The organism is Teichococcus wenyumeiae, assembly GCF_003696345.1.
Taxonomy (GTDB): domain Bacteria; phylum Pseudomonadota; class Alphaproteobacteria; order Acetobacterales; family Acetobacteraceae; genus Pseudoroseomonas; species Pseudoroseomonas wenyumeiae.
The window spans coordinates 62263-84157 of record NZ_RFLX01000005.1; the positions used below are offsets into that span (position 1 = coordinate 62263).

Annotated in this window: 18 protein-coding genes; 8 read left to right on the forward strand and 10 right to left on the reverse strand. The window is 69.1% G+C overall.

What is annotated here, in order from left to right:
* Positions 1-3: 3 nt before the first annotated feature.
* The 3 genes from EBE87_RS08955 to EBE87_RS08970 form a co-directional block, all read right to left on the reverse strand.
* Complete coding sequence (locus EBE87_RS08955; RefSeq protein ID WP_147465024.1) at positions 4-549, reverse strand: hypothetical protein; 546 nt, start codon at positions 547-549, stop codon at positions 4-6.
* Between the two features lie 499 nt (positions 550-1048).
* Positions 1049-2128 (reverse strand): glycosyl hydrolase family 8, encoded by a 1080-nt coding sequence (locus tag EBE87_RS08965; protein WP_122139958.1) that lies wholly within the window; start codon positions 2126-2128, stop codon positions 1049-1051.
* Between the two features lie 49 nt (positions 2129-2177).
* Complete coding sequence (locus tag EBE87_RS08970) at positions 2178-2876, reverse strand: alpha/beta fold hydrolase (RefSeq protein WP_120641185.1); 699 nt, start codon at positions 2874-2876, stop codon at positions 2178-2180.
* A gap of 522 nt (positions 2877-3398) precedes the next feature.
* On the opposite strand from EBE87_RS08970, the gene EBE87_RS08975 reads away from it, so the two are divergent.
* Together EBE87_RS08975 and EBE87_RS08980 are read left to right on the forward strand one after the other, a co-directional pair.
* A complete protein-coding gene (locus tag EBE87_RS08975) occupies positions 3399-4916 on the forward strand; it encodes a DEAD/DEAH box helicase (RefSeq protein WP_233560072.1) in 1518 nt (505 codons plus the stop codon).
* A gap of 132 nt (positions 4917-5048) precedes the next feature.
* Positions 5049-6239 (forward strand): acyl-CoA dehydrogenase, encoded by a 1191-nt coding sequence (locus EBE87_RS08980; protein ID WP_120640311.1) that lies wholly within the window; start codon positions 5049-5051, stop codon positions 6237-6239.
* Positions 6240-6494: 255 nt separating this feature from the next.
* On the opposite strand, the gene EBE87_RS08985 is transcribed toward EBE87_RS08980, so the two are convergent.
* Positions 6495-6977: a peroxiredoxin gene (locus tag EBE87_RS08985; protein ID WP_120640310.1), complete on the reverse strand. Its 483-nt coding sequence runs from the start codon at positions 6975-6977 to the stop codon at positions 6495-6497.
* Between the two features lie 108 nt (positions 6978-7085).
* On the opposite strand from EBE87_RS08985, the gene EBE87_RS08990 reads away from it, so the two are divergent.
* Together EBE87_RS08990 and EBE87_RS08995 are read left to right on the forward strand one after the other, a co-directional pair.
* Complete coding sequence (locus tag EBE87_RS08990) at positions 7086-7709, forward strand: YqgE/AlgH family protein (RefSeq protein ID WP_120640309.1); 624 nt, start codon at positions 7086-7088, stop codon at positions 7707-7709.
* Positions 7710-7774: 65 nt separating this feature from the next.
* Entirely contained in the window at positions 7775-9307 is a 1533-nt protein-coding gene (locus EBE87_RS08995) for a UxaA family hydrolase (protein ID WP_120640308.1), read from the forward strand.
* 39 nt (positions 9308-9346) lie between these two features.
* Here EBE87_RS08995 and EBE87_RS09000 read toward each other — a convergent pair whose 3' ends face one another.
* The 6 genes from EBE87_RS09000 to urtA all read right to left on the reverse strand — a co-directional run bounded on the left by EBE87_RS09000 (position 9347) and on the right by urtA (position 16194).
* Positions 9347-10663, reverse strand: a complete 1317-nt coding sequence (locus EBE87_RS09000) for an MFS transporter (RefSeq protein WP_233553392.1) — start codon at positions 10661-10663, stop codon at positions 9347-9349.
* Positions 10664-10851: 188 nt separating this feature from the next.
* Positions 10852-11544 (reverse strand): urea ABC transporter ATP-binding subunit UrtE, encoded by a 693-nt coding sequence (gene urtE, locus EBE87_RS09005; protein WP_120640306.1) that lies wholly within the window; start codon positions 11542-11544, stop codon positions 10852-10854.
* 3 nt (positions 11545-11547) lie between these two features.
* Complete coding sequence (gene urtD, locus EBE87_RS09010; RefSeq protein ID WP_120640312.1) at positions 11548-12285, reverse strand: urea ABC transporter ATP-binding protein UrtD; 738 nt, start codon at positions 12283-12285, stop codon at positions 11548-11550.
* 8 nt (positions 12286-12293) lie between these two features.
* Positions 12294-13394 (reverse strand): urea ABC transporter permease subunit UrtC, encoded by a 1101-nt coding sequence (gene urtC, locus EBE87_RS09015; protein WP_120640305.1) that lies wholly within the window; start codon positions 13392-13394, stop codon positions 12294-12296.
* Positions 13391-14944 carry an urea ABC transporter permease subunit UrtB gene (urtB, locus tag EBE87_RS09020; RefSeq protein ID WP_122139959.1) on the reverse strand — a complete coding sequence of 518 codons (1554 nt, stop codon included), beginning with the start codon at positions 14942-14944 and terminating at the stop codon, positions 13391-13393. The genes urtC and urtB overlap by 4 nt, the downstream gene beginning before the upstream one ends.
* Entirely contained in the window at positions 14944-16194 is a 1251-nt protein-coding gene (gene urtA, locus EBE87_RS09025) for an urea ABC transporter substrate-binding protein (protein WP_120640763.1), read from the reverse strand. Before urtA ends, urtB begins: the two co-directional genes overlap by 1 nt.
* 168 nt (positions 16195-16362) lie before the next feature.
* Between urtA and EBE87_RS09030 the strand changes: the two genes are divergently transcribed.
* From EBE87_RS09030 to EBE87_RS09045, 4 genes are all read left to right on the forward strand, one after another.
* Complete coding sequence (locus EBE87_RS09030; protein WP_120640762.1) at positions 16363-19683, forward strand: hybrid sensor histidine kinase/response regulator; 3321 nt, start codon at positions 16363-16365, stop codon at positions 19681-19683.
* Positions 19683-20564, forward strand: a complete 882-nt coding sequence (locus EBE87_RS09035; RefSeq protein ID WP_120640761.1) for a response regulator transcription factor — start codon at positions 19683-19685, stop codon at positions 20562-20564. The genes EBE87_RS09030 and EBE87_RS09035 overlap by 1 nt, the downstream gene beginning before the upstream one ends.
* 159 nt (positions 20565-20723) lie before the next feature.
* The gene (locus EBE87_RS09040; protein WP_158611642.1) at positions 20724-21551 is read left to right on the forward strand and encodes an urease accessory protein UreD; all 828 of its coding nucleotides are present in this window, start codon (positions 20724-20726) and stop codon (positions 21549-21551) included.
* Between the two features lie 39 nt (positions 21552-21590).
* Positions 21591-21893, forward strand: coding sequence for an urease subunit gamma (locus tag EBE87_RS09045; RefSeq protein ID WP_120640764.1), 303 nt, complete (start codon positions 21591-21593; stop codon positions 21891-21893).
* The last annotated feature ends 2 nt before the right edge of the window (positions 21894-21895 follow it).

Here is a 21895-nt window from a genome sequence, read left to right on the forward strand (position 1 = left end):
TCCTCAAGCGCGCCTGTCAGGGCGCAGGCCCCGCAGGATGTCCTTCAGTGAATCGGTCGGCTTCGGCGGCTCCGCCGGCGGCGGCGGCACGGCGGATACCATGCGGAACATCTCCGCCAGCGAGCCGGTGGCCGGCGCGGGGGCGTGGCGAGTCCTGGCCGCCACGGCGGGCGGTTCCGGCGCCATTGCGGCGGCGGGCGGCGGCGCGGCGGGCTGCTGCGACCAGAGCGGTTGGGCCGGGGCAGTGGCCGGCGGCCCGCCGAAGCCACCCGGTGGCAGGTTCAGCAGCGCCTGATCCGGTGTGGGGGCCTGGATCGGCCGCCCCGCCAGTGGCGCGAAGCCATGCGGCTGCGGCGCGGCCAGCGGCAGGTCCCAGACGGCGGGCTGCGCCAAGAGGCCCAGCAGGCCCTCGCGCGGCGCCGGGCTGGCGGCGCTGGAGGCGCGCAGTTCCTCCAGCAGCGAGGCAGACCGCTCAACCGGGGCCGCCGGTGCATCCTGCGTGGCGGTGCCGCGCAACGCCATCAGCAGCGACTGTGCCGTTTGGGGCATATGGGCTGCCAGCTGCGGTTGCGGTTGCGGAAGCGGTTCCGCCGGCACGGGGGCCAGCATTTCGGGCAAGGGCGGCGGCGCGGCAGGCAACGAAGGCGTGGACGCGGCAGGCGGTGCCGGTGCCTGGATGGCAGGCGGAACAGCGGCAGCCGCGATGGGCTGCGCCCGCACAAAATCAACCATGGATTGCAAAGCTGTGGCTGGCCTGCCGGCTTCAGGGAGAACCTCCGGCGCAAACGGTCCACGCTCCTCGCCCGGCGCCTCGACCGAGAAGCTGGCTTCAGCGGGAGCAGTTGCGGAACGGGGTGTTTGTCTCAGCGGGCCATTGCCGAAGTTGCGGTAGCGGATAACGGGCGCACGCAGAGCCGCGGCCACCCTCGCAACGTCACGATCCTGTCCCATCCACCGCTACCAATCCCTGAGTGTTCACAGAATGCAATTTAGGGCAGCGAAACGGAACCAAATTTTCGCGGGATGATAGCAATATACTGTCTTATTTTTAAGAAATTTCCGCGCCAGCCAGGATCGTCATGATTTTCAGGATGGCTGCGTAATAGTCGTCTGTGTTTTTCGGCAGGAGCACTGTTGCTTCACCGCCAAGCCTCCGCTCATCTCCCGCGATGAAGCGCCGGATGGCCGCGGCCCCCTCTCCCGAGGGATAGGGCGAAACCTGATTGTTGCCCAGGTCGGCCCAGGCCGGCAGATGCGGGTGACCGGGATCGCTCCAGAAGGCCAGGGCTGCCCGCACCGCCGGCTCGTCGCCCAGCCCGGCCCAGGCCATGTAGAGCGGCACGCGCATCGCGTCATAGGAGAAGCGCGGCGGCCAGGCCGGCGCCAGGCCGAGGGCGCCATCCGCCCGCCGCAGCGTCAGCCAGTCCGGCGGCAGGCCCCAGCGGCCGAAGCGGGCCAGGCGCAGCAGCCCAACCCCATCGGCCACCAGCCGCAGCCAGGCCGGGTCGGGCACCGCCCGCGCCAGCAAGCGGATGGCGGGGAAAGCGTAATAGGAAGGATTGAGCACCACGCTCTCCGCCTCCTCGAACCCGGCGGCGCCGGGCAGCAGCACGGTGCGCCCGGCCACCTGCCGCAGCAGCAGGCGCAGGATGTCGCGGGCCATGGCGGTGCCGGCCTCGGCATAGGCCGGCTGTGCCCAGCGCCGGGCGGCCAGCAGCAGCGCGGCGGCGATGAAGAGGTCGCCATCCGTGGCATTGTTGCGGTCCGACCATGTCTGCGCCGCGCCGGGGCGGTAGCGCCAGGCATGCAGGCGGTCCTTCGGCCGGCGCAGCGCCTGCCGGGTCCAGCCCAGCAACTGGTCGAAGGCGGCGCGGTCATCGCAGCGCTCGGCGCAGAACAGCGCCCAGCCCTGCCCCTCGGAATGCGAGATGCCGCCGTTGCCGGTATCCACCACCCGCCCCTCAGGCAGCAGGAAGCGGGCGCGGAAGCCCTGCCAGGCGGCGCGCAGATGCGGCGGCGCCTCGGGCGGCGCGGCGGCAGCGGCGATGGGCCAGCCGCCCAGGGCGGGCAGCGCCGCCAGGCGCAGGAACCCGCGGCGCGGCAGGATGGATCGGCGGGCAGGATGCATCGCCGCAGCTTCCGCCCGCCATCCTTGCCGAATCCTGAAGCCCGGGGGCTCAGGCGCCCAGGAGCCATTCCCGCATCAGGCCCGTGACGGCCTCGGGCTGCTCCATCGGCGGCAGGTGGCCGGCCTGCGGCACCCGCGCCAGCCGCGCGCCCGGAATGGCCGCGGCCATTTCCTCGGACAGTTCGGGCGGGGTGAGCTGGTCCTGCTCCCCCACCACCACCAGGGTCGGCACGGCGATGCCGGGCAGCATGGGCCGCGAATCGGGGCGGTGCAGGATGGCCTGCTGCTGCCGCAGGAAGGCCTCGCGGCCGATGCGCTCCGCCATCTCCCGCACCTCGAAGCCCAGCGGCCCGTCCAGATGCGCGGGGTGCAGCAGGCTCGGCAGCAGGCGCGGCGTCACGCCCTTGAACTGGCCCGAGCGCGTCAGCGACATCAGGCCGCGCCGGCGGCGGGATTGTTCCTCGGTATCCGGGCGGGCGCCGGTATCCATCAGCGCCAGCCGCGTCACCCGCTCCGGCGCCCGGCGCATGATCTCCAGCGCCAGGTAGCCGCCCATCGAGAGCCCGGCCAGCGCGAAGCGCCGCGGCGCCACGGCCAGGGCGCGGAGCGCCATCTCGCCCAGGCTGGCATCCTGGGTGGTATCGGCCACCTGGCAGGCGGCTACCCCCTCCAATCCGGCGATCTGGTCGCGCCAGAGCCGCTCGTCGCAGAGCAGGCCGGGCAGCAGCAGCAGGGGATGGAGGGTCATGGGCGGCGGGCTTTCCTCGGGCAGGGCGCTGATCAGCAGTTAACCGCGTCAAAATGCCGGGTAAATGGGCCGAAAACCTTGCCAAGAAGCGCCTTCCGGCGCATAGGGGCGCCGATGCCGGATGAAGGGCCGCGCGGATCGCGCGTGACCGGCCGGCACGATGTGCCCCCATGAGGCCCGCCGCATGGTCGGCGAAGGGACCTACTGCACTTGAGCGATCAGCCTGTCACGCCCGCGGATGCCGCGGCCGAAAACGAGCATTCCGATGCCCTGCCCCCGCCGGACGCCCTGCCCGGCGCTGAACCGGTGGCTGGTCCGCCGGAAGAGCCCGTGACGGTGGCGAAGACCGAGGCCGAGACGCAGGCCGACGAAGAGGCTGCGAGCTGGGACCAGCACGAAGACGAGACGCCCCGCACCGTCTTCGCCGACCTCGGCCTGTCCGAGCTGCTGCTGAAGGGTGTCGAAGACGTCGGCTACCTGCACCCGACGCCGATCCAGGAACAGGCGATCCCCATCGTGCTGATGGGCCGCGACGTGCTGGGCTGCGCCCAGACCGGCACCGGCAAGACCGCCTCCTTCGTGCTGCCCATGATGGACATCCTGGCCGGCTCCCGCGCCAAGGCCCGCATGCCGCGCAGCCTGATCCTGGAGCCGACGCGCGAACTCGCCCTTCAGGTGGCCGAGAACTTCGTCAAGTACGGCCAGCACATGAAGCTGACCCATGCGCTGCTGATCGGCGGCGAGAGCATGGCCGAGCAGACGGATGCGCTGAACCAGGGCGTGGACGTGCTGATCGCGACCCCGGGCCGGCTGCTGGACCTGTTCGACCGCGGCCGCGTCATGCTGGCCGATTGCAAGGTGCTGGTGATCGACGAGGCCGACCGCATGCTGGACATGGGGTTCATCCCCGATGTCGAGCGCATCGTCTCCATGCTGCCGCCGCTGCGCCAGACGCTGTTCTTCTCCGCCACCATGGCGCCCGAGATCCGCAAGCTGGCCGACGCCTTCCTGCAGAACCCGAAGGAGATCACGGTCTCCGCCCCCGCCTCGGTGGCCACCACCATCACGGCCGGGCTGGCGATCGTGCCGGAAGGCGAGAAGCGCCGCGCGCTGCGCAAGCTGCTGAAGCGCGAGCCGGTGCAGAACGCGCTGATCTTCTGCAACCGTAAGCGTGACGTGGATGTGCTCTTCAAGAGCCTGACCAAGCACGGCTTCTCGGTCGGCGCCCTGCATGGCGACCTGGCGCAGTCCGTGCGCTTCGCCACGCTGGAGAAGTTCAAGAACAACGAGCTGCAGTTGCTGGTCTGCTCCGATGTCGCCGCGCGCGGCATCGACATCGGCGGCCTCAGCCACGTCTTCAACTTCGACCTGCCCTTCCATGCGGAGGACTACGTCCACCGCATCGGCCGCACCGGCCGCGCCGGGCGGGAAGGCCATGCCTATTCCATCGCGACGGCCGACGACGCCAAGCTGCTGGCGGCCATCGAATCCCTGACCGGCCATGTGATCCCGCGCATCACCATTGAGGGTATCGAGCCGGTGAGCGAGGAGGAGATGACCGAGGCGCTGGAATCCAAGGGCCGTGGACGCGGCCGTGGCGGCGCACGCCCGGCTGGCCGCGAGGAGCGTGGTGGCCGCCGGCCCGAGAAGGACGCCCGCAGCGGTGGCCGCCGCGAGGAGGCGCCCCGCCGTGGCCGCCGCCGCGACGAGGAGCAGCCCCGCCCGCGGGAAGAGGACGTGGTGGAGGCCCCTGCCGCCATCGCCCCCCTGCCCGAGGAAAACCGCCGCCCGCGCGAGGAGCACCGCCGCCACCGGGAGGAGGAGCGCCCCCGCGCCCCGCGCGAGGAGCATGCGCGCGAGCCGCGCGGCCGCGACGAGCGCCGTGGCCGCGACCGTGACGAGAACCGGCGTGACCGGCGCGACCGCGACGACCTGGGCCCGCCGGTGGTGGGCTTCGGCGATGCGGTGCCGGCTTTCATGCTGATCCCGATACCGCGCACCAAGCGCGACCATCGTGCGTCGGAAAACGACGCCGCCTGAGACGATCCCGGCGCCTTCCAGGCCGGGCCGGGTTGCCGGGGCGGGTCTGGGGCGTCACTCTCCCTCACGCTGAGATCGCGCCACCGGCTGCCCGCCTTCCGGGCCGCCGGCCCGGCCGAGGAGGAAACGCCCATGAACGTCGTCACATCGCAGACCCGCCCCGCCTTCAACTGGGAAGACCCGCTGCTGCTGGAAGACCTGCTCAGCGAGGACGAGCGGATGATCCGCGACGCCGCCCGCGCTTATTGCCAGGAGAAGCTCTTCCCGCGCGTGCTGGAGGCCAACCGGCACGAGGTCTTCCACCGGGAGATCATGAACGAATTCGGCGAGATGGGCTTTCTGGGCGCGACGCTCGACAGCCACGGCTGCGCCGGCGTCAACTATGTCTCCTACGGCCTGATCGCGCGTGAGGTGGAGCGGGTGGACAGCGGTTACCGCTCCGCCTTCTCCGTGCAGTCCTCCCTCGCCATGTTCCCCATCTGGGCCTATGGCACCGACGCCCTGAAGGACCGCGTGCTGCCCGGCATGCAGCAGGGCAAGCTGGTCGGCTGCTTCGGCCTGACCGAGCCCGATGCCGGCTCCGACCCCGCCTCCATGCGCACCCGCGCCAAGGCCGTTGATGGCGGCTACCTGCTCTCCGGCTCCAAGACCTGGATCACCAATTCCCCGATCGCTGATGTCTTCGTGGTCTGGGCCAAGGACGATGCCGGCGACGTGCGCGGCTTCGTGCTCGAGAAGGGCATGAAGGGCCTGACCGCGCCGAAGATCGAGGGCAAGTTCAGCCTGCGCGCCTCGACCACCGGCATGATCATGATGGACGAGGTCTTCTGCCCGGAAGAGAACAAGCTGGACGTGAAGGGCCTGAAGGGTCCCTTCTCCTGCCTCAACCGCGCCCGCTACGGCATCGCCTGGGGCTCGCTGGGCGCCGCCGAGTTCTGCTGGCACGCCGCGCGCGACTACACCATGGGCCGCCAGATGTTCGGCCGCCCGCTGGCGCAGACGCAGCTGATCCAGAAGAAGCTGGCCGACATGCAGACCGAGATCACGCTCGGCCTGCACGGCGTGCTGCGCCTGGGCCGGCTGTTCGACGAGCACCGCGTGGCGCCGGAGATGATCTCCCTGCTGAAGCGCAACAACTGCGGCAAGGCGCTGGATATCGCCCGCGTGGCGCGTGACATGCACGGCGGCAACGGCATCGCGGACGAATACCATGTCATCCGCCACGTGATGAACCTGGAAGCCGTGAACACCTACGAAGGCACCCACGACGTCCATGCCCTGATCCTGGGCCGGGCGCAGACGGGCCTGAACGCCTTCTTCTGAAAGGCTGGAGGGGCTCTGCCCCTCCAGGCCACCCGCTGGGGTGACAGTGTCACCCCAGGCCCCGCCATCAGTTTTGGCACTGGTAGCACGGCGGTTCCGCCGGAGGCCCATGACCTCTCGGCTGCGGCTTTCAGATCCACACGCGGCGGCCTGGCGCCGCCGCGCGTCCTTCAGCCCCGATTCGAAACCCGAAGCGGGGTCCGGGGTGGACTTTCCACCCCGGCAGGGTCCAGGGGCGGCGCCCCTGGCCTGTCCTCAGAGTGCCGCGAGCACCGTCTCCGCCTTGGAGACCTCGAAGGCGCCGGGCTCTTCGATGCCCAGGTAGCTCACCACCCCATCCTTGGCGACGAGGGCGAAGCGCTGGCAGCGGATGCCCATGCCGCGCGCCGTCAGGTCCAGTTCCAGCCCCAGGGCCTTGGTGAAGGCGGCCGAGCCATCGGCCAGCAGCAGCACCTCGTCCTGGATGCCCTGGCTCTCGCCCCAGGCCTTCATCACGAAGGGGTCGTTCACCGCCATGCAGGCGATGGTGTCGACGCCCTTGCCCTTCAGCACCGCCGCCTGCTGCACGAAGCCCGGCAGGTGCTTGGCCGAGCAGGTCGGCGTGAAGGCGCCGGGCACGCCAAACAGCACCACGGTCTTGCCGGAAAAGAGATCCTGCGTGGAGAGTTCGCGCGGGCCTTCGGCGCTGGCCTGGGTCAGCTTGGCCGCGGGGATGGTGTCGCCGATCTTGATGGTCATGGTCACGCTTTCCTGCCGATATGGTCGGCGGTGACTTTTACGCCATCGGCTTTCCTGTCAACCGGGGTGCTTGCACGCCGCCCCTCGCCCCGCCATCTTCAAACCACCATGGCGAGACGCGCGAGCGAGCACGAATTTCCCGAGGCGAGGCTGCCCCGTTCCCCGGCGGGCATGGCGGAAGGCTATCTGGGCGGCCAGCTTCTGGTGGCGATGCCGAGCCTGATGGACCCCCGTTTCGCCCGCGCCGTCATCTGCATCTGCGCGCATTCGGCGGATGGTGCCATGGGCATCGTGCTGAACAAGCCGCTGGAAACGCTGAGCTTCGAGGACCTGCTGAAGCAGCTGGAGGTTGAGCCCCTGCCGCCGCAGCGCCAGATCCGCCTGCTGGCGGGTGGGCCGGTGGAGGGCGGGCGCGGCTTCGTGCTGCACACCGCCGACTGGGAAAGCGATGCCAGCCTGAAGGTCTCCGGCGACCTCGCGCTGACCGCCAGCGTCGATATCCTGAAGGCCATCGCCGGCGGGGGCGGGCCGCGCCAGGGGTTGCTGGCACTGGGCTATGCCGGCTGGGGCCCCGGACAACTGGAGATCGAGATCCAGCGCAATGCTTGGCTGAATGTCACGCCGGACGAGGCGCTGCTCTTCGACAGCCAGCCGGATACCCAGTGGCGGCAGGCCCTGGCCAAGCTGCGGATCGATCCGCTGCTGCTTTCGGCCGATGCCGGCCACGCCTGACGCCGGGAGTTTTTTCTCGCCCGCCCCCGTGCCACGATGCAGGCCCCCTGGAGGAAACAAAGACGATGGATATCGCGGTCGACACACCCTTCATCCGCCTGCACCCGGAGGATACGGTGCTGATCGCCCGGCGCGCGGCCCCTGAAGGCAGCCCGGTAGCCCCCGGCATCCTGGCCGCGACCCGCATTCCGCCCGGCCACAAGGTCGCGATCCGCGCGCATCAGGTGGGCGAGCCGATCAAGCGCTACGGCCAGATCATCGGCTTCGCCACGCAGCCCATCGCGCCCGGTGACTGGGTGCATGTGCAGAATTGCGGCATGGGCGAATTCACCAAGGACTATGCCTGGGGCATGGATGCCAAGCCCACGCTCTACGTGCCCGAGCCCGCAACCTTCATGGGCATCGTGCGGCCGGACGGGCGGGTGGCAACGCGCAACTACATCGGCATCGTCACCAGCGTGAACTGCTCGGCCCATGTGGCCTCGATGATCGCGGATGCCTTCAAGCGCAACCCGTTCGTCGGCAACGACCCGCTGGCCGAATACCCGAACGTGGACGGTGTGGTGGCGCTGACCCACAAGACCGGCTGCGGCATGGGCGACAATGACGGGCTGCGCATCCTGCGCCGCACGCTGGCGGGCTTCGCGCGGCACGTGAACTTCAGCCATGTCATCGCCATCGGCCTGGGCTGCGAGGTCAACCAGATCTCCGGCCTGCTGGAGGAACAGAACCTCGCCGGGCGCCTGCGCAACATGGACATCCAGACCATGGGCGGCACCCGCAAGACGGTGGAAGCCGGCATCGCCTTCGTGAAGGAAGTGCTGGAGGAATCCAACAAGGTCCACCGCCAGCCTGTGCCGGCCAGCCATCTGACGGTGGCGCTGCAATGCGGCGGCTCGGACGGCTATTCCGGCATCACCGCCAACCCGGCGCTGGGCTATGCCTCCGACCTGCTGGTGCGGCACGGCGGCACCGTCATCCTCTCCGAGACGCCGGAAACCTATGGCGCCGAGCACCTGCTGACCCGCCGCGCTGTTTCACGTGAAGTCGGTCAGAAGCTGGTGGACCTGATGGCCTGGTGGGAAGACTACGCCGCCCGCGGGCAGGCGGAGCTGAACAGCAACCCCTCCCCCGGCAACAAGGCGGGCGGGCTGACCACCATCCTGGAGAAGTCGCTGGGCGCCATGGCCAAGGCCGGCACCACCAACCTGACGGCCGTCTACGACTACGCGGCCCCGGTGACGGAGAAGGGCTTCGTCTTCATGGACACGCCGGGTTACGACCCGGTGGCGGCCACCGGGCAGGTGGCGGGCGGCGCCAACATGGTCTGCTTCACCACCGGGCGCGGCAGCGTCTTCGGCTGCAAGCCTGCGCCCTCCATCAAGCTGGCGACCAACAGCGCCATGTACGAGCGGATGGAGGAGGACATGGACGTGAACTGCGGCACCATCCTTTCCGGCCGCGAGAGCGTCGAGGAATGCGGCCAGCGGATCTTCGAGCTGATCCTGCGCGTGGCTTCCGGCGAGCATACCAAGAGCGAAAGCTACGACTTCGGCGCGGCAGAATTCGCGCCATGGCCGATTGGCGCAACGATGTGAAGGAGAAGGCCAGGGGGAATTCCTTCCCCCGGCCTTTTTTCAATCCTGCTCGATCATCTTGCCCCGCGTCTCCGGCAGCCGGACAACGCAGACCAGGGTGATGACGGCGATCAGCGCGATATAGCTGGCCAGGATCCAGGGCGTGCCATTGGCCAGCGCCAGGAACCAGCCAGCGCCCAGCGTACCCACCGAGCCGATCAGCGCGCCGATCTGCTGCACGAAGGAAATGCCGCTGGCGCGCATGCGGGTGGGAAACAGCTCCGCGAAGAAGGCGGCCTGGGGCGCGTACATGGCGGCATGGCCGATGGCCAGGGTGCCGACCAGCATGATCCAGATCAGCGGCTGGTGGTCGCCATAGACCACCCAGAAGGTGGGATAGACCAGCGCCAGGTTGACCGCCGCACCCAGCAGGTAGACCGGCTTGCGCCCGATGCGGTCGGACAGCATGCCGAACAGCGGCAGCGCGATCAGTTCCAGCAGGATGGCGATCAGCGTGGCTTCCGTCATCACGCTGCGGTCGATGCCGCGGGACACCGCATAGGCGGTGATGATGACGGCATAGGTGGTGAAGACCGTCGCCTCCAGCAGCTTGGCGCCGATGCCCAGGATCACCGGGCGCGGATATTCGCGCAGCATGCGGGACAGCGGGTTGGGCTCGCGCTGGGCGCCCTCGCGCTTGAACAGCGGCGATTCCGAGAGATGCAGGCGGATATACATGCCGATGCCCACCAGCACGGCGCTGAGCAGGAAGGGAATGCGCCAGCCCCAGGAGAGGAAGGCCTCTTCCGACAGGGTGGAGGTCAGCAGCGCGAAAAGCCCCAGCGGCAGCACGAAGCCGGCCGGCGCGCCCAGCTGCACCAGCGCGCCATAGAAGCCGCGTGAGCGTGCGGGCGCATGTTCGCAGGTGATCAGGATGGCATTGCCCTGCTCGCCACCGATGCCGAAGCCATGGATCAGCCGCACGATCACCAGGATGATGGCACCGGCCGAACCGATGGTCTCATAGGTCGGCAGCAGGCCGACGACGAAGGTGGCGATGCCCACCATCAGCAGCGTGGTCACCAGCGCCGACTTGCGCCCCTTGCGGTCGCCGATGATGCCGAAGACCAGGCCGCCGATCGGCCGCGCCAGGAAGCCGGCGGCATAGGTGCCGAGCGCCACCAGCGAACCCACCAGGGGGCTCAGCTCCGGAAAGAAGAGCTTGTTGAAGACCAGGGCCGAGGCCGTGGCATAGATGAAGAAGTCATACCATTCGACGGTGCTGCCGATGCAGGAAGCCAGCGCCACCTTCCGCAGCATGGCGGGGGAAGCTTCCGTTGGCGCGCCTGCCGCGGCCGGAACGGTGGTCGTGCTCACATCCAATCCTCCTGTGGCATCGGCAGAAGAAGGACGTGGGCCGGCAAGGAAAGCTGGGCGCAGTCTCCGCGCGGCGGTGGGTCGTGTTCCTCTGCGCGATGTTGTTCTGCCCCCGCGCTGGGGATGCAGCAGGAATACTACCATACATGAATAGCAGGCAAGTGGCCACGAGGCGGCCGGGAACGGCGTCACACCGTCAGCAGCCGCCGCACCGCCTCCTCGTCCAGCGTGCCCGACTGGCCGGCCAGGGCCACCTCTCCCCGCACCAGGATGGCGAGTTCATCACCCAGCTCGCGGGCGAATTCGTAATATTGCTCCACCAGCACCACCGCCATGTTCCGCTGCCGGGCCAGCAGGGCGATGACGCGGGCGATGTCTTTTATGACATTGGGCTGGATGCCCTCGGTGGGCTCATCCAGGATCAGCAGGCGCGGGCGCGCGGTCAGGGCGCGGGCAATGGCCAGCTGCTGCTGCTGCCCACCCGAAAGGTCGCCGCCCCGCCGGCGCAGGAACTGCTTCAGGATGGGGAAAAGCTCGAAGATATCGTCGGTGAGCTTCGACCCGCGCGGCGCGGCGGCCAGGGCGGTCTCCAGGTTCTCCTTCACGGTCAGGAAGGGGAAGATCTCCCGCCCCTGCGGCACATAGCCGATGCCCGCCCGCGCCCGGTCGGCGGCGGCAAGGCCGGAGATATCCCGCCCCTCCCAGACGATGCGTCCGCCCCGGATGCGCTCCAGCCCCACGATGGCCCGCATCAGCGAGGATTTGCCCACCCCGTTGCGCCCCAGCACGCAGGTGATCCGCCCCGGGTCGGCGCCGAGGGAGACGCCGCGCAGCGCCCGGCTGGCGCCATAGAAGAGGTCGATGCCTTCCACCCGCAGCATGGCTCAGCGTCCCAGATAGACTTCGATGACCCGTGGGTCGTTCTGCACATGGTCGATGCTGCCTTCGGAGAGCACCGTGCCCTCGCAGAGCACCGTCACCTTCTCCCCCAGCGCGCGGACGAATTCGAGGTCGTGTTCCACCACCACCACCGAACGCTGCCCGGCGATGCGGCGCAGCAGGGCGGCGGTGTGCTCCGTCTCCTGGTCCGTCATGCCCGCCACGGGCTCGTCCACCAGCAGCAGCTGCGGCTCCTGCATCAGCAGCATGCCGATCTCCAGCCATTGCCGCTGGCCGTGGGACAGGATGGCGGCGCGGTCCCGCGCCCGTTCCGCCAGCCCGATCTCCTCCATCACACCCTCGATGCGCCGGCGCGCCGGGGCGCCCAGCACCCAGCGCAGGCAGGACCAGGGGTCGCGCGGCGCCTTCAGCGCCAGCTCGAGGTTCTCGAAAACCGTCAGCGCATCGAAGACCGTGGGCTTCTGGAACTTGCGGCCGATGCCGAGATTGGCGATGGCGGGCTCGTCCAGCCGCGTCAGGTCATGCTCGCCGAAGCGCACCACGCCGGTGGTGGGGCGGGTCTTGCCGGTGACGATATCCATCATCGTGGTCTTGCCGGCGCCATTGGGGCCGATGATGGCGCGCAGCTCCCCCGGCTCGATGATCAGGGAGAGGTTGTTCAGCGCCCGGAAGCCATCGAAGACCACGGAGACGCCATCGAGGTAGAGGGAGGAACCGCTCATGCCACCGATCATTGCCCTGGCCCCTTGCTCATCAGCCCCGCCAGCCCGCGCGGCAGGAAGAGCGTGACGGCCACAAACAGCCCGCCCAGCACGAAAAGCCAGAGATCGGGCGCGAAGGAGGTCAGCCAGGTCTTCAGCGCATTGACCGAGAAGGCGCCGAGCAACGCCCCCACCAGCGTGCCGCGCCCGCCGACCGCCACCCAGATCACGGCCTCGATGGAGTTGCCCGGGCTGAACTCGCCGGGATTGATGATGCCGACCAGCGGCACGTAGAGCGCCCCCGCCAGCCCCGCCAGCATGGCGGAAAGCACGAAGACCGAGAGCTTCACATGCGTGGTGTTGTAGCCCAGGAAGCGGACGCGGCTTTCGGCATCACGCACCGCCACCAGCACGCGGCCGAGCTTGGACTGCGTGATATGGCGGCAGAGCAGCAGCGACAGCCCCAGCACCGCCAGCGCCGCGTAGAAGAGCATGGCGCGCGTGCCGCCGGAATTCAGCGGCATGCCCAGCAGTTCCTTGAAATCGGTGAAGCCGTTGTTGCCACCGAAGCCCATGTCATTGCGGAAGAAGGCCAGCATCAGCGCATAGGTCATGGCCTGCGTGATGATGGAGAGATAAACGCCGGTGATGCGGGACCGGAAGGCGAGGTAACCCACCACCCCCGCCAGCAGCCCCGGCACCAGCAAAGCCATCAGCAGCGCGAAGGGAAAACTGGAAAAGCCCCACCAGGTCCAGGGCAGTTCCGTATAGCCCAGGAAGACCATGAAATCCGGCAGCACCGGGTTGCCATAGACGCCGCGCGGCCCGATCAGCCGCATCAGGTGCATGCCCATGGCATAGCCGCCGAGGGCGAAGAAGGCGCCATGGCCGAGGCTGAGGATGCCGGCATAGCCCCAGGCGAGGTCGATCGCCAGCGCCAGCACGCCGTAGCAGATCCATTTTCCCGTGACGGCGACAACGAAGTCCGAGACATGCAGCGCCGAATCCACCGGCAGGCGGTTCAGCAGCGGCAGCAGCGCCAGGATGGCGAGGCCCGCCAGCAGCAGCCCGCGCAGGACCAGCGCGCCATGCAGGCGCGGCGGCGGGGCCAGGGTGGTTGTCGCGCTCATTGTTCCGCAGCCCTTCCCTTGAGGGCGAAGAGGCCCTTCGGCCGCCGCTGGATGAACAGCATGATGCCCACCAGCACGGCGATCTTCGCCAGCACCGCCCCGGCCCAGGGCTCCAGCATCTTGTTGACGAGGCCCAGGGTGAAGGCGCCGATCATGGTGCCGGCAAGGCTGCCGACACCGCCGAAGACCACCACCATGAAGCTGTCGATGATGTAGCCGGTGCCGAGGTTGGGGGAGACATTGTCGATCTGGCTCAGCGCCACCCCCGCCATGCCGGCGATGCCCGAGCCGAAGGCGAAAGTCATGGCATCCACCCGCCCGGTGCGGATGCCCATGGTGCTGGCGATGCGCCGGTTCTGCACCACCGCCCGCATCTCCAGCCCGAAGCGGGTGAAGCGGATGGCGGCGATGGTGACAGCCAGCACCAGCAGCGCGAAGAGAATGATCCAGAGCCGGTTCTGCGTCACCTCCACCCCGCCGGGCAGGGTGACGATGCCCTGCATCCAGGCCGGGCTGGTGACCTCCTGGTTCTGCGCACCGAAGATCAGCCGCACCGCCTGCTGCAAAATCATGCCGACGCCGAAGGTCATCAGCAAAGTCTCCAGCGGGCGGCCGTAGAGATGGCGGATCAGCATGCGCTCCAGCGCCACGCCCACGGCGGCAGCCACCAGAAAGGCGGCGGGCACGGAAAGCGGCAGCGACCAGGGCGCCAGCGGCGTCGCGCGCAGCAGGCCCTGCACCACCACGGTGGTATAGGCGCCCAGCATCACCATCTCGCCATGCGCCATGTTGATGATGCCCATCACCCCGAAGGTGACGGCCAGGCCCAGCGCCGCCAGCAGCAGCACGGAACCCAGCGAGAGGCCCTGGAAGGCGGTTTCCGCCGCGCGGCGCAGTTGCAGGCGCTTGTCGATGGCGGCGATGGCGCCATCGATCTCGGGCGCGAGGTCCGGGTTGGCGGCGCGCGCTTCCAGCAGCAGGGAGCGCGCTTCCGGCGAGCCGGTGCCGCCCAGCAGCAGGATGCCCTGGCGCCTCGCCGCGACATCCGGCGCCGCGAGGCGGGAGGCCGCCAGCGCCTGCTCCATCGCCGGGCGCACGGCGGCATCGCCCTCGCGCCCCAATGCGTCTTCCAGCAGGGCGATGTTGTCGGTGCTGCGGGCGCGGAACAGGCCCTGCGCGGCGGCGATGCGCGCGGCGGGCTCGGGCGCCGCCAGTTCCAGCCGGCCGAAGGCGCCGCGCAGGGCACCGCGCACGCGGTTATTGATGCGCACCGCCTCCAGCGGGGCCGTGGGGGCGGGCGCGCCGGTCAGCGCCTCCCGCCCACCGATCACCAGCACCCCCTCCGGCGTCTTTTGCAGACGGCCTTCGGAGAGCGCGCGCAGGATCGGCAAGGCACGCGGGTCCCCCAGGGCGCCGAGGCGGTCCACCGCCTCAGCCTGGGCCGCGAAGCCGCCGGCCAGGCCGGCGGCGGCAGTCTGGACGCCGTCCTGCGCCCGCAGCGGCGCTGCCAGCAGCAGGAACGCCGCCACGAGGCACAGGAGGCGCGACATCAGCCGGCCTTGGCGCGGCTGGCGTTCTCCGGGATGTAGGGCGACCAGTTCTCGGCCTTGATGGCCTGCGGCGTCTTGTAGACGATGCTGAACTGCCCATCCGCCTGGATCTCGCCGATCATCACCGGCTTGGAGAGATGGTGGTTCTCCCACATCTGCTCCGTGTAGCCGGAGGGCGCATCGACCTTCTGGCCATACATCGCCGTGCGCACCGCATCCACCGCCGTGCTCTTGGCCTGGGCCACCGCCTGCGCCCACATCCTGAAGCCGGTATAGGTGGCCTCCATCGGGTCGTTGGTGACGCGCTTGTCGTTCTTGATGTAGCTGCCCCACATCTTCTTGAACTCGGTGTTCACCGGGCTCTCGACGCTCATGAAGTAGTTCCAGGCGGCCAGGTGGCCGACCAGCGGCTTGGTGTCGATGCCGGCCAGCTCCTCCTCGCCCACGCTGAAGGCAACGCAGGGGATGTCCTCGGCCTTGATGCCCTGGTTGCCCAGCTCACGGTAGAAGGGCACGTTGGCATCGCCGTTGATGGTGGAGACGATGGCTGTCTTCTTGCCCTGGCCGGCGAACTGCTTGACGCGGGAGACGATGCCCTGCCAGTCGGAATGGCCGAAGGGCGTGTATTCTTCCATGATGTCGGCATCCGCGATGCCCTTCTTGTTCAGGAAGGCGCGCAGGATGCGGTTGGTGGTGCGGGGATAAACATAGTCGGTGCCCAGCAGCACGATGCGCTTGGCGCCGCCGCCATCCTCGCCCATCAGGTATTCCACCGCCGGGATGGCCTGCTGGTTCGGCGCGGCGCCGGTATAGAACACGTTCTTGGACTGCTCCTCGCCCTCATACTGCACGGGATAGAACAGCAGGCCGTTCAGTTCCTCGAAGACCGGCAGGACGGATTTGCGGGACACCGAGGTCCAGCAGCCGAAGGTGACATCCACCTTATGCACCTGCAGCAGCTCGCGCGCCTTCTCGGCAAACAGCGGCCAGTTGGAGGCGGGGTCCACCACCACGGCTTCCAGCTTGCGGCCCAGGATGCCGCCCTTCTTGTTCTGGTCCTCGACCATCATCAGCACGGTGTCGCGCAGCGCCGTCTCGCTGATCGCCATGGTGCCGGACAGCGAATGCAGCACGCCCACCTTGATGGGGCCGGTGCCCTGGGCGAAGGCGGGACGGATGGCCGGCAGCGCCAGGGCGCCGGCGGCGCCAGCCAGCAAGGCGCGGCGGGAGAAGGGGGTCCGGACGGTCATGGATCGCTCTCCTGGGGCAATGGCGGGGGCCGCCTTGCAATGGATGCGCCCAGTCTCGCGGCAATCCTTCCGGGGGCGTTATACGTCAAATGACGTAGGCGGGGCCTGCTTGACCCTGCGGCCGGCCCTGCCCCACTCTTCCCGCCAGAGCACCCCCAGGGACATCGCATGGCGACACGCCAGCGCATCATGCGCATCCGGCGCGACTACAACCGCTGGGTGGCCGACGAAACGATGGAGGACTATGCCCTCCGCTTCACGGCGGAAAGCGCGCGGAAATGGTCCGCCTTCCGGGTGGCCAATACCGCGCTGGGCTCCATTTCCTTCCTGGCGCTGGAAGCGATCGGCGGCGCCCTGACCGTGGCGCATGGCTTCACCAACAGCATCGCCGCGATCCTGTTCGTGTCCGCGCTGATCTTCGTGGCGTCATGGCCCATCTGCCTGAACGCGGCGCGGGCGGGCGTGGATATCGACCTGCTCAGCCGTGGCGCCGGCTTCGGCTATATCGGCTCCACCATCACCTCGCTGATCTATGCCAGCTTCACCTTCATCTTTTTCGGCATCGAGGCCGTCATCCTCGCCGCCATGCTGGACAGTTTCTTCAATGTCCCGCTCTGGCTCGGCTACATTCTTTGCGCCGTGGTGGTGGTGCCGCTGGTCACGCATGGCATCACCTTCATCAGCCGCGTGCAGACCTGGACGCAGCCGCTCTGGCTGGTGCTGAACGTGCTGCCCCTGGTGGCGCTGCTGGTGGCGCACCCCGAATGGATCGAAGGCTGGACCGCTTACGGCGGCGAGCATGGCACGGGCGGCTTTAACCTCCTGGCCTTCGGCGCCGCCGCCTCCGTGCTCTTCGCGCTGATCACCCAGACTGCGGAACAGGTGGATTACATCCGCTTCCTGCCGCCGCGCAGAACGCAGAAGCCCTGGGTCTGGTGGGGCGCGCTGCTGGCGGGCGGGCCGGGCTGGATCGTCTTCGATGTGCTCAAGCTGCTCGCGGGCTCTTTCCTCGCCTATGCCGGGCTGCAAGCCGGGCTCTCCGTGGCGCAGGCGGTGCAGCCGGCGGAGATGTACCGCCTCGCCTTCGGGGCACTGATCGGCTCGCCCGTGCTGGTGCTGGTCGCGACATCCGTTTTCGTCGCGCTGTCACAGATAAAAATCAACGTCACCAATGCCTATGCGGGCTCGCTGGCCTGGTCCAACTTCTTCTCGCGGCTGACGCATAGCCATCCGGGCCGCGTGGTCTGGCTGGTCTTCAACATCGCCGTGGCGCTGCTGCTGATGGAGCTTGGCGTCTACAACACCATCGAGCAGGTGCTGTTCATCTACTCCAATGTCGCGGCGGCCTGGATGGGCGCGCTGGTGGCAGACCTTGCAGTGAACAAGCCGCTCGGCCTCAGCCCGCCAGGCATCGAGTTCAAGCGCGCGCATCTCTACGACGTGAACCCGGTGGGCGTCGGCAGCATGCTGCTTTCGGTGCTGGTCTCCTTCCTGGCCTATTACGGCTTTCTCGGCCCGCTGGCGCAGGCCATGTCCACCTTCATCGCCTTCGGCACCGCCTTCGCCGCCGCGCCGGTGCTGGCCTGGGCCACCGGCGGGCGCTTCTATCTGGCGCGCAAGCCGCGCGCCGCCTGGGCGCGGAATCCCGCCCTCTCCTGCGTCATCTGCGAGCATGACTTCGAGCCGCGCGACATGGCCTATTGCCCCGTCTATACCGGCCCCATCTGCTCGCTCTGCTGTTCGCTGGATGCGCGCTGCGGCGATGGCTGCAAGCCGCATGCGCGCCTCTCCGCCCAGGTCATGACGCCGCTGCGCGCCGCCCTGCCGGCGCCGCTGCTGCGCGCGCTGTCCACGCCGGTCGGCTCCTTCACGGTGGTCTTCCTGCTTTTCGCTGCCACCATCAGCATCGTCTTCCTTGGCATCCGCGCCCAGGCGCCAGCCAGCGCCGATCTCGACGCCGCCTTCTGGAAGGCTTTCTTCGTGCTGATGGTCATCGGCGGCATCACCGCCTGGACGCTGGTGCTGGCGCATAACAGCCGCGCCGTGGCGCAGGAGGAAACCCGCCGCCAGACCAGCCTGCTGATGAGCGAGATCCGCGCCCACAAGCGCACCGACGCCGCGCTGCAAAAGGCCAAGGAGAACGCCGAGGCCGCCAACATGGCCAAGAGCCGCTACGTGATCGGCATGTCGCATGAGCTGCGCTCGCCGCTCAACGCCATCCTCGGCTATGCGCAACTGCTGGAACGCGACCCCGCCATCCCCGAACGCCGCCGCGACGGCCTGCGCACCATCCGCCGCTCCGGCGAGCATCTGGCGGCGCTGATCGAGGGCCTGCTGGATATCTCCAAGATCGAGGCCGGGCGCATCGAACTCTACCGCGACGAGATCCGCTTTCCGGACTTCCTGGACCAGATCGTGCAGATGCTGCGGCTGCAGGCGGAGGCGAAGGGCATCGCCTTCTCCTTCGACGCGCCGCCCCGCCTGCCGGAGATCGTGCATACCGACGAGCGGCGGCTGCGGCAGATCCTGATCAACCTGCTCTCCAATGCCATCAAATTCACCCGCGCGGGCAGCGTCACCCTGGGCCTGCGCTTCCGCTCCGAGGTCGCGGAATTCGAGGTCATCGACACCGGCATCGGCATCGCCGAGGAAGACCTCGCCCGCGTCTTCGAGCCCTTCCAGCGCGGCGCCAATGTCCATGCGCCCTCCACCCCCGGCGTCGGCCTCGGCCTCACCATCACCAGGACGCTGACGGAGGTGATGGGCGGCGAGATCTCCGTCACCAGCAGGCTGGGCGAAGGCAGCCGCTTCCGCGTCCGGCTGCTGCTCTCGGGCAAGGGACATGCGCCAGCGGTGGTGGAACACCGCATCTCCGGCCGCGCCGGCGCCAGCCAGCCGCTGCGCGTGCTGGTGGCCGATGACGACCCCGCCCACCGCGCCCTGGTGGCCGACCTGCTGGAGCCGCTGGGCTTCGCCACCCGCCTCGCCAGCGACGGCGCCACCTGCCTGGCGCTGGCGGCGGCGGAAGCGCCGGATCTCTTCCTGCTCGACATCGCCATGCCCGGCATGACCGGCTGGGAGCTGGCCCGGCGGCTGCGGGAGGCGGGGCAGACCGCGCCCATCGTCATGGTCTCCGCCAATGCGCTGGAACTGGGCCCGCCCGGGGAGGGCCAGCACCACAACGACGTGCTGACCAAGCCCATCTCCGTCACCGCCCTGCTGGAGAAGATCGGCCAGTTGCTCGGCATTTCCTGGACCTTCGCCGACCCGCCGCCCACTGCCGCCCCCGCCGCGCGGCTGACGCCGGCCCAGGCCGCCAATCTGCGCCAGCTCGCCGCCATCGGCTATGTCGGCGGCATCCGCGAACGGCTGGACGCGCTGGAAGCCGAGGCACCGGAGGCCGCCCCCGCCATTGCCGCCCTGCGCGGCTATATCTCCGACTACCGGCTCGATGCCTTCATGGCCGCGCTGCCGAAGGAAGATGCCTGATGGAACGCCGCGACATCGTGCTGGTGGTGGATGATGCCCCGGGCACCCTGGGCCTGCTGAACGACACGCTGGAATCCGCCGGCTACATGGTGCTGGTGGCGCAATCCGCCGCCGCCGCCATGACCGTGATCGAGCGCATCACCCCCGATATCGTGCTGATGGATGCCGTCATGCCCGGCATGGACGGTTTCGAGGCCTGCCGCCGCATGAAGCGCAACGCATCGCTGATCTCGGTCCCCGTCATCTTCATGACGGGCCTGACGGAAAGCGAGGATGTGGTGCGCGGCTTCGATGCCGGCGGCGTCGATTACGTCATCAAGCCCGTGGCGCCCGATGAGGTCCTGGCCCGCATCAGCGCCCATCTGGCCAATGCGCGCCTGACCCGCAGCGCCCATGCCGCGCTGGATGTCGCCGGCCGCTTCCTGCTGGCGGTGGACCGCGACGGCACCGTGCTCTGGGCCACGCCGCAGGCCGCCAGCCTGCTGCGCCTGGCCAACCCGGCCGATGCCAGCCTGCCCGGCTGGCAGCCCCTGGCCGATGCCCAGGTGCCCCGCCTGCCACCCGTGCCGCTGCCCGATGGCCGCCGGCTGGAGTTCCACCATGTCGGCCAGATCGAGCCCGAGGAACTGCTGCTGCGCGTCACCGCCACCGACCCGAAGCGGGAGGAAGCCGTGCTGCGCGACCGCCTGGGCCTGACGGCGCGGGAGGCCGAAGTGCTGCTCTGGCTCGGCCGCGGCAAGAGCAACCGCGACATCGCCGAGATCCTGACCATGAGCCCGCGCACGGTGAACAAGCACCTGGAAGGCATCTTCGCGAAACTCGGCGTGGAGAACAGGGCCTCCGCCGCCGCGCTGGCGGTGCGCGTGCTGGGTGGCGGGTAAGGCCAGGGGAATGAATTCCCCTGGACCCCTTCTTTTGTCTTCGAGTTCACCAGACGAAACATGCGGCTCCAGGACTGGAAGAAAAAAGATGGGGGCTTGGGGGAATTCTTCCCCCGACCTTCTTCCCGCCCCGCCCCAGCCTTGGCAGAGTGCCGCCCGATGCCGCTTCCCCTCCCCCGCCACCAACGCGCCCATGGCCGGGCGGAGCTGGGCTTCGCCCGGACGGAGCGCGGCACCGTGCTGCGGCACCTCTTCCATGCCGCGCCGCTGCGCGTGCTGTTTCCCACACCGGAGCCGGACGACCTGCCGCTGGCCGCACTGGTGAATGTCGGTGGCGGCCTGGCCGGCGGGGATTCGCTGGAGATCGAGGTCAGCCTCGCGGCCGGCGGCGGCGCCAGCCTGACCACGCCAGCCGCCGAGAAGGTCTATCGCAGCCTGGCGGAGCCGACGCGCCTGTCCACGCGACTGGAAGTTGCCGAGGGCGCCACGCTGGAATGGCTGCCGCAGGAGACCATCCTGTTCGACGGCGCGCGGCTGGAGCGGCGGATGCAGGCCCGCCTCGCCCCCGGTGCCCGGCTGCTGGCGGCGGAGATGCTGGTCTTCGGCCGTGTCGCGCGCGGGGAGCGGCTGGGGCACGGGGCGCTGTTCGATTCCTGGCGGCTGTGGCGCGGCGGGCGGCTGCACTGGGCCGATGCCACGGATCTGTCGGGCGATATCGCTGCGCGGCTGTCGGCGCCTTTCGGCTTCGCGGGGGCCGAGGCCAGTGCCCTGCTGCTGCTGGCCGCCAGCGTGGAGGAAGCCAGCGCGGGCCGCGATCTGCTGCGCGCGGCGGGGCATGAGGCGACGCTGGCCCGCCCTGGCCTGCTGCTGGCGCGCTTCCTGGGCCCGGCGGGCGCCGTGCGGGAGGCGCTGGCCGGTGCCATCCCGGTGCTGCGCGCCGGCGTGCTGGGCCTGCCCGCGCGCCTGCCGCGCTTGTGGACGAGTTGAGCGCGCCAGCGCCGGAATGAACCCCCGAAGGAGAGCCCCATGCATCTGACGCCGCGCGAGAAGGACAAGCTGCTGATTGCCATGGCGGCGGAGGTGGCGCGCAGGCGGCTCTCACGCGGGGTGAAGCTGAATCATCCCGAGGCCATCGCCCTGATCACCGATTACGTGGTGGAAGGCGCGCGGGACGGCCGCAGCGTGGCGGAACTGATGCGCGATGGCGCCACCGTGCTGCGCCGCGAGCAGGTGATGGAAGGCATCCCGGAGATGATCCACGAGATCCAGGTGGAAGCCACCTTCCCCGATGGCACCAAGCTCGTCACCGTCCACAACCCGATCCGCTGAAG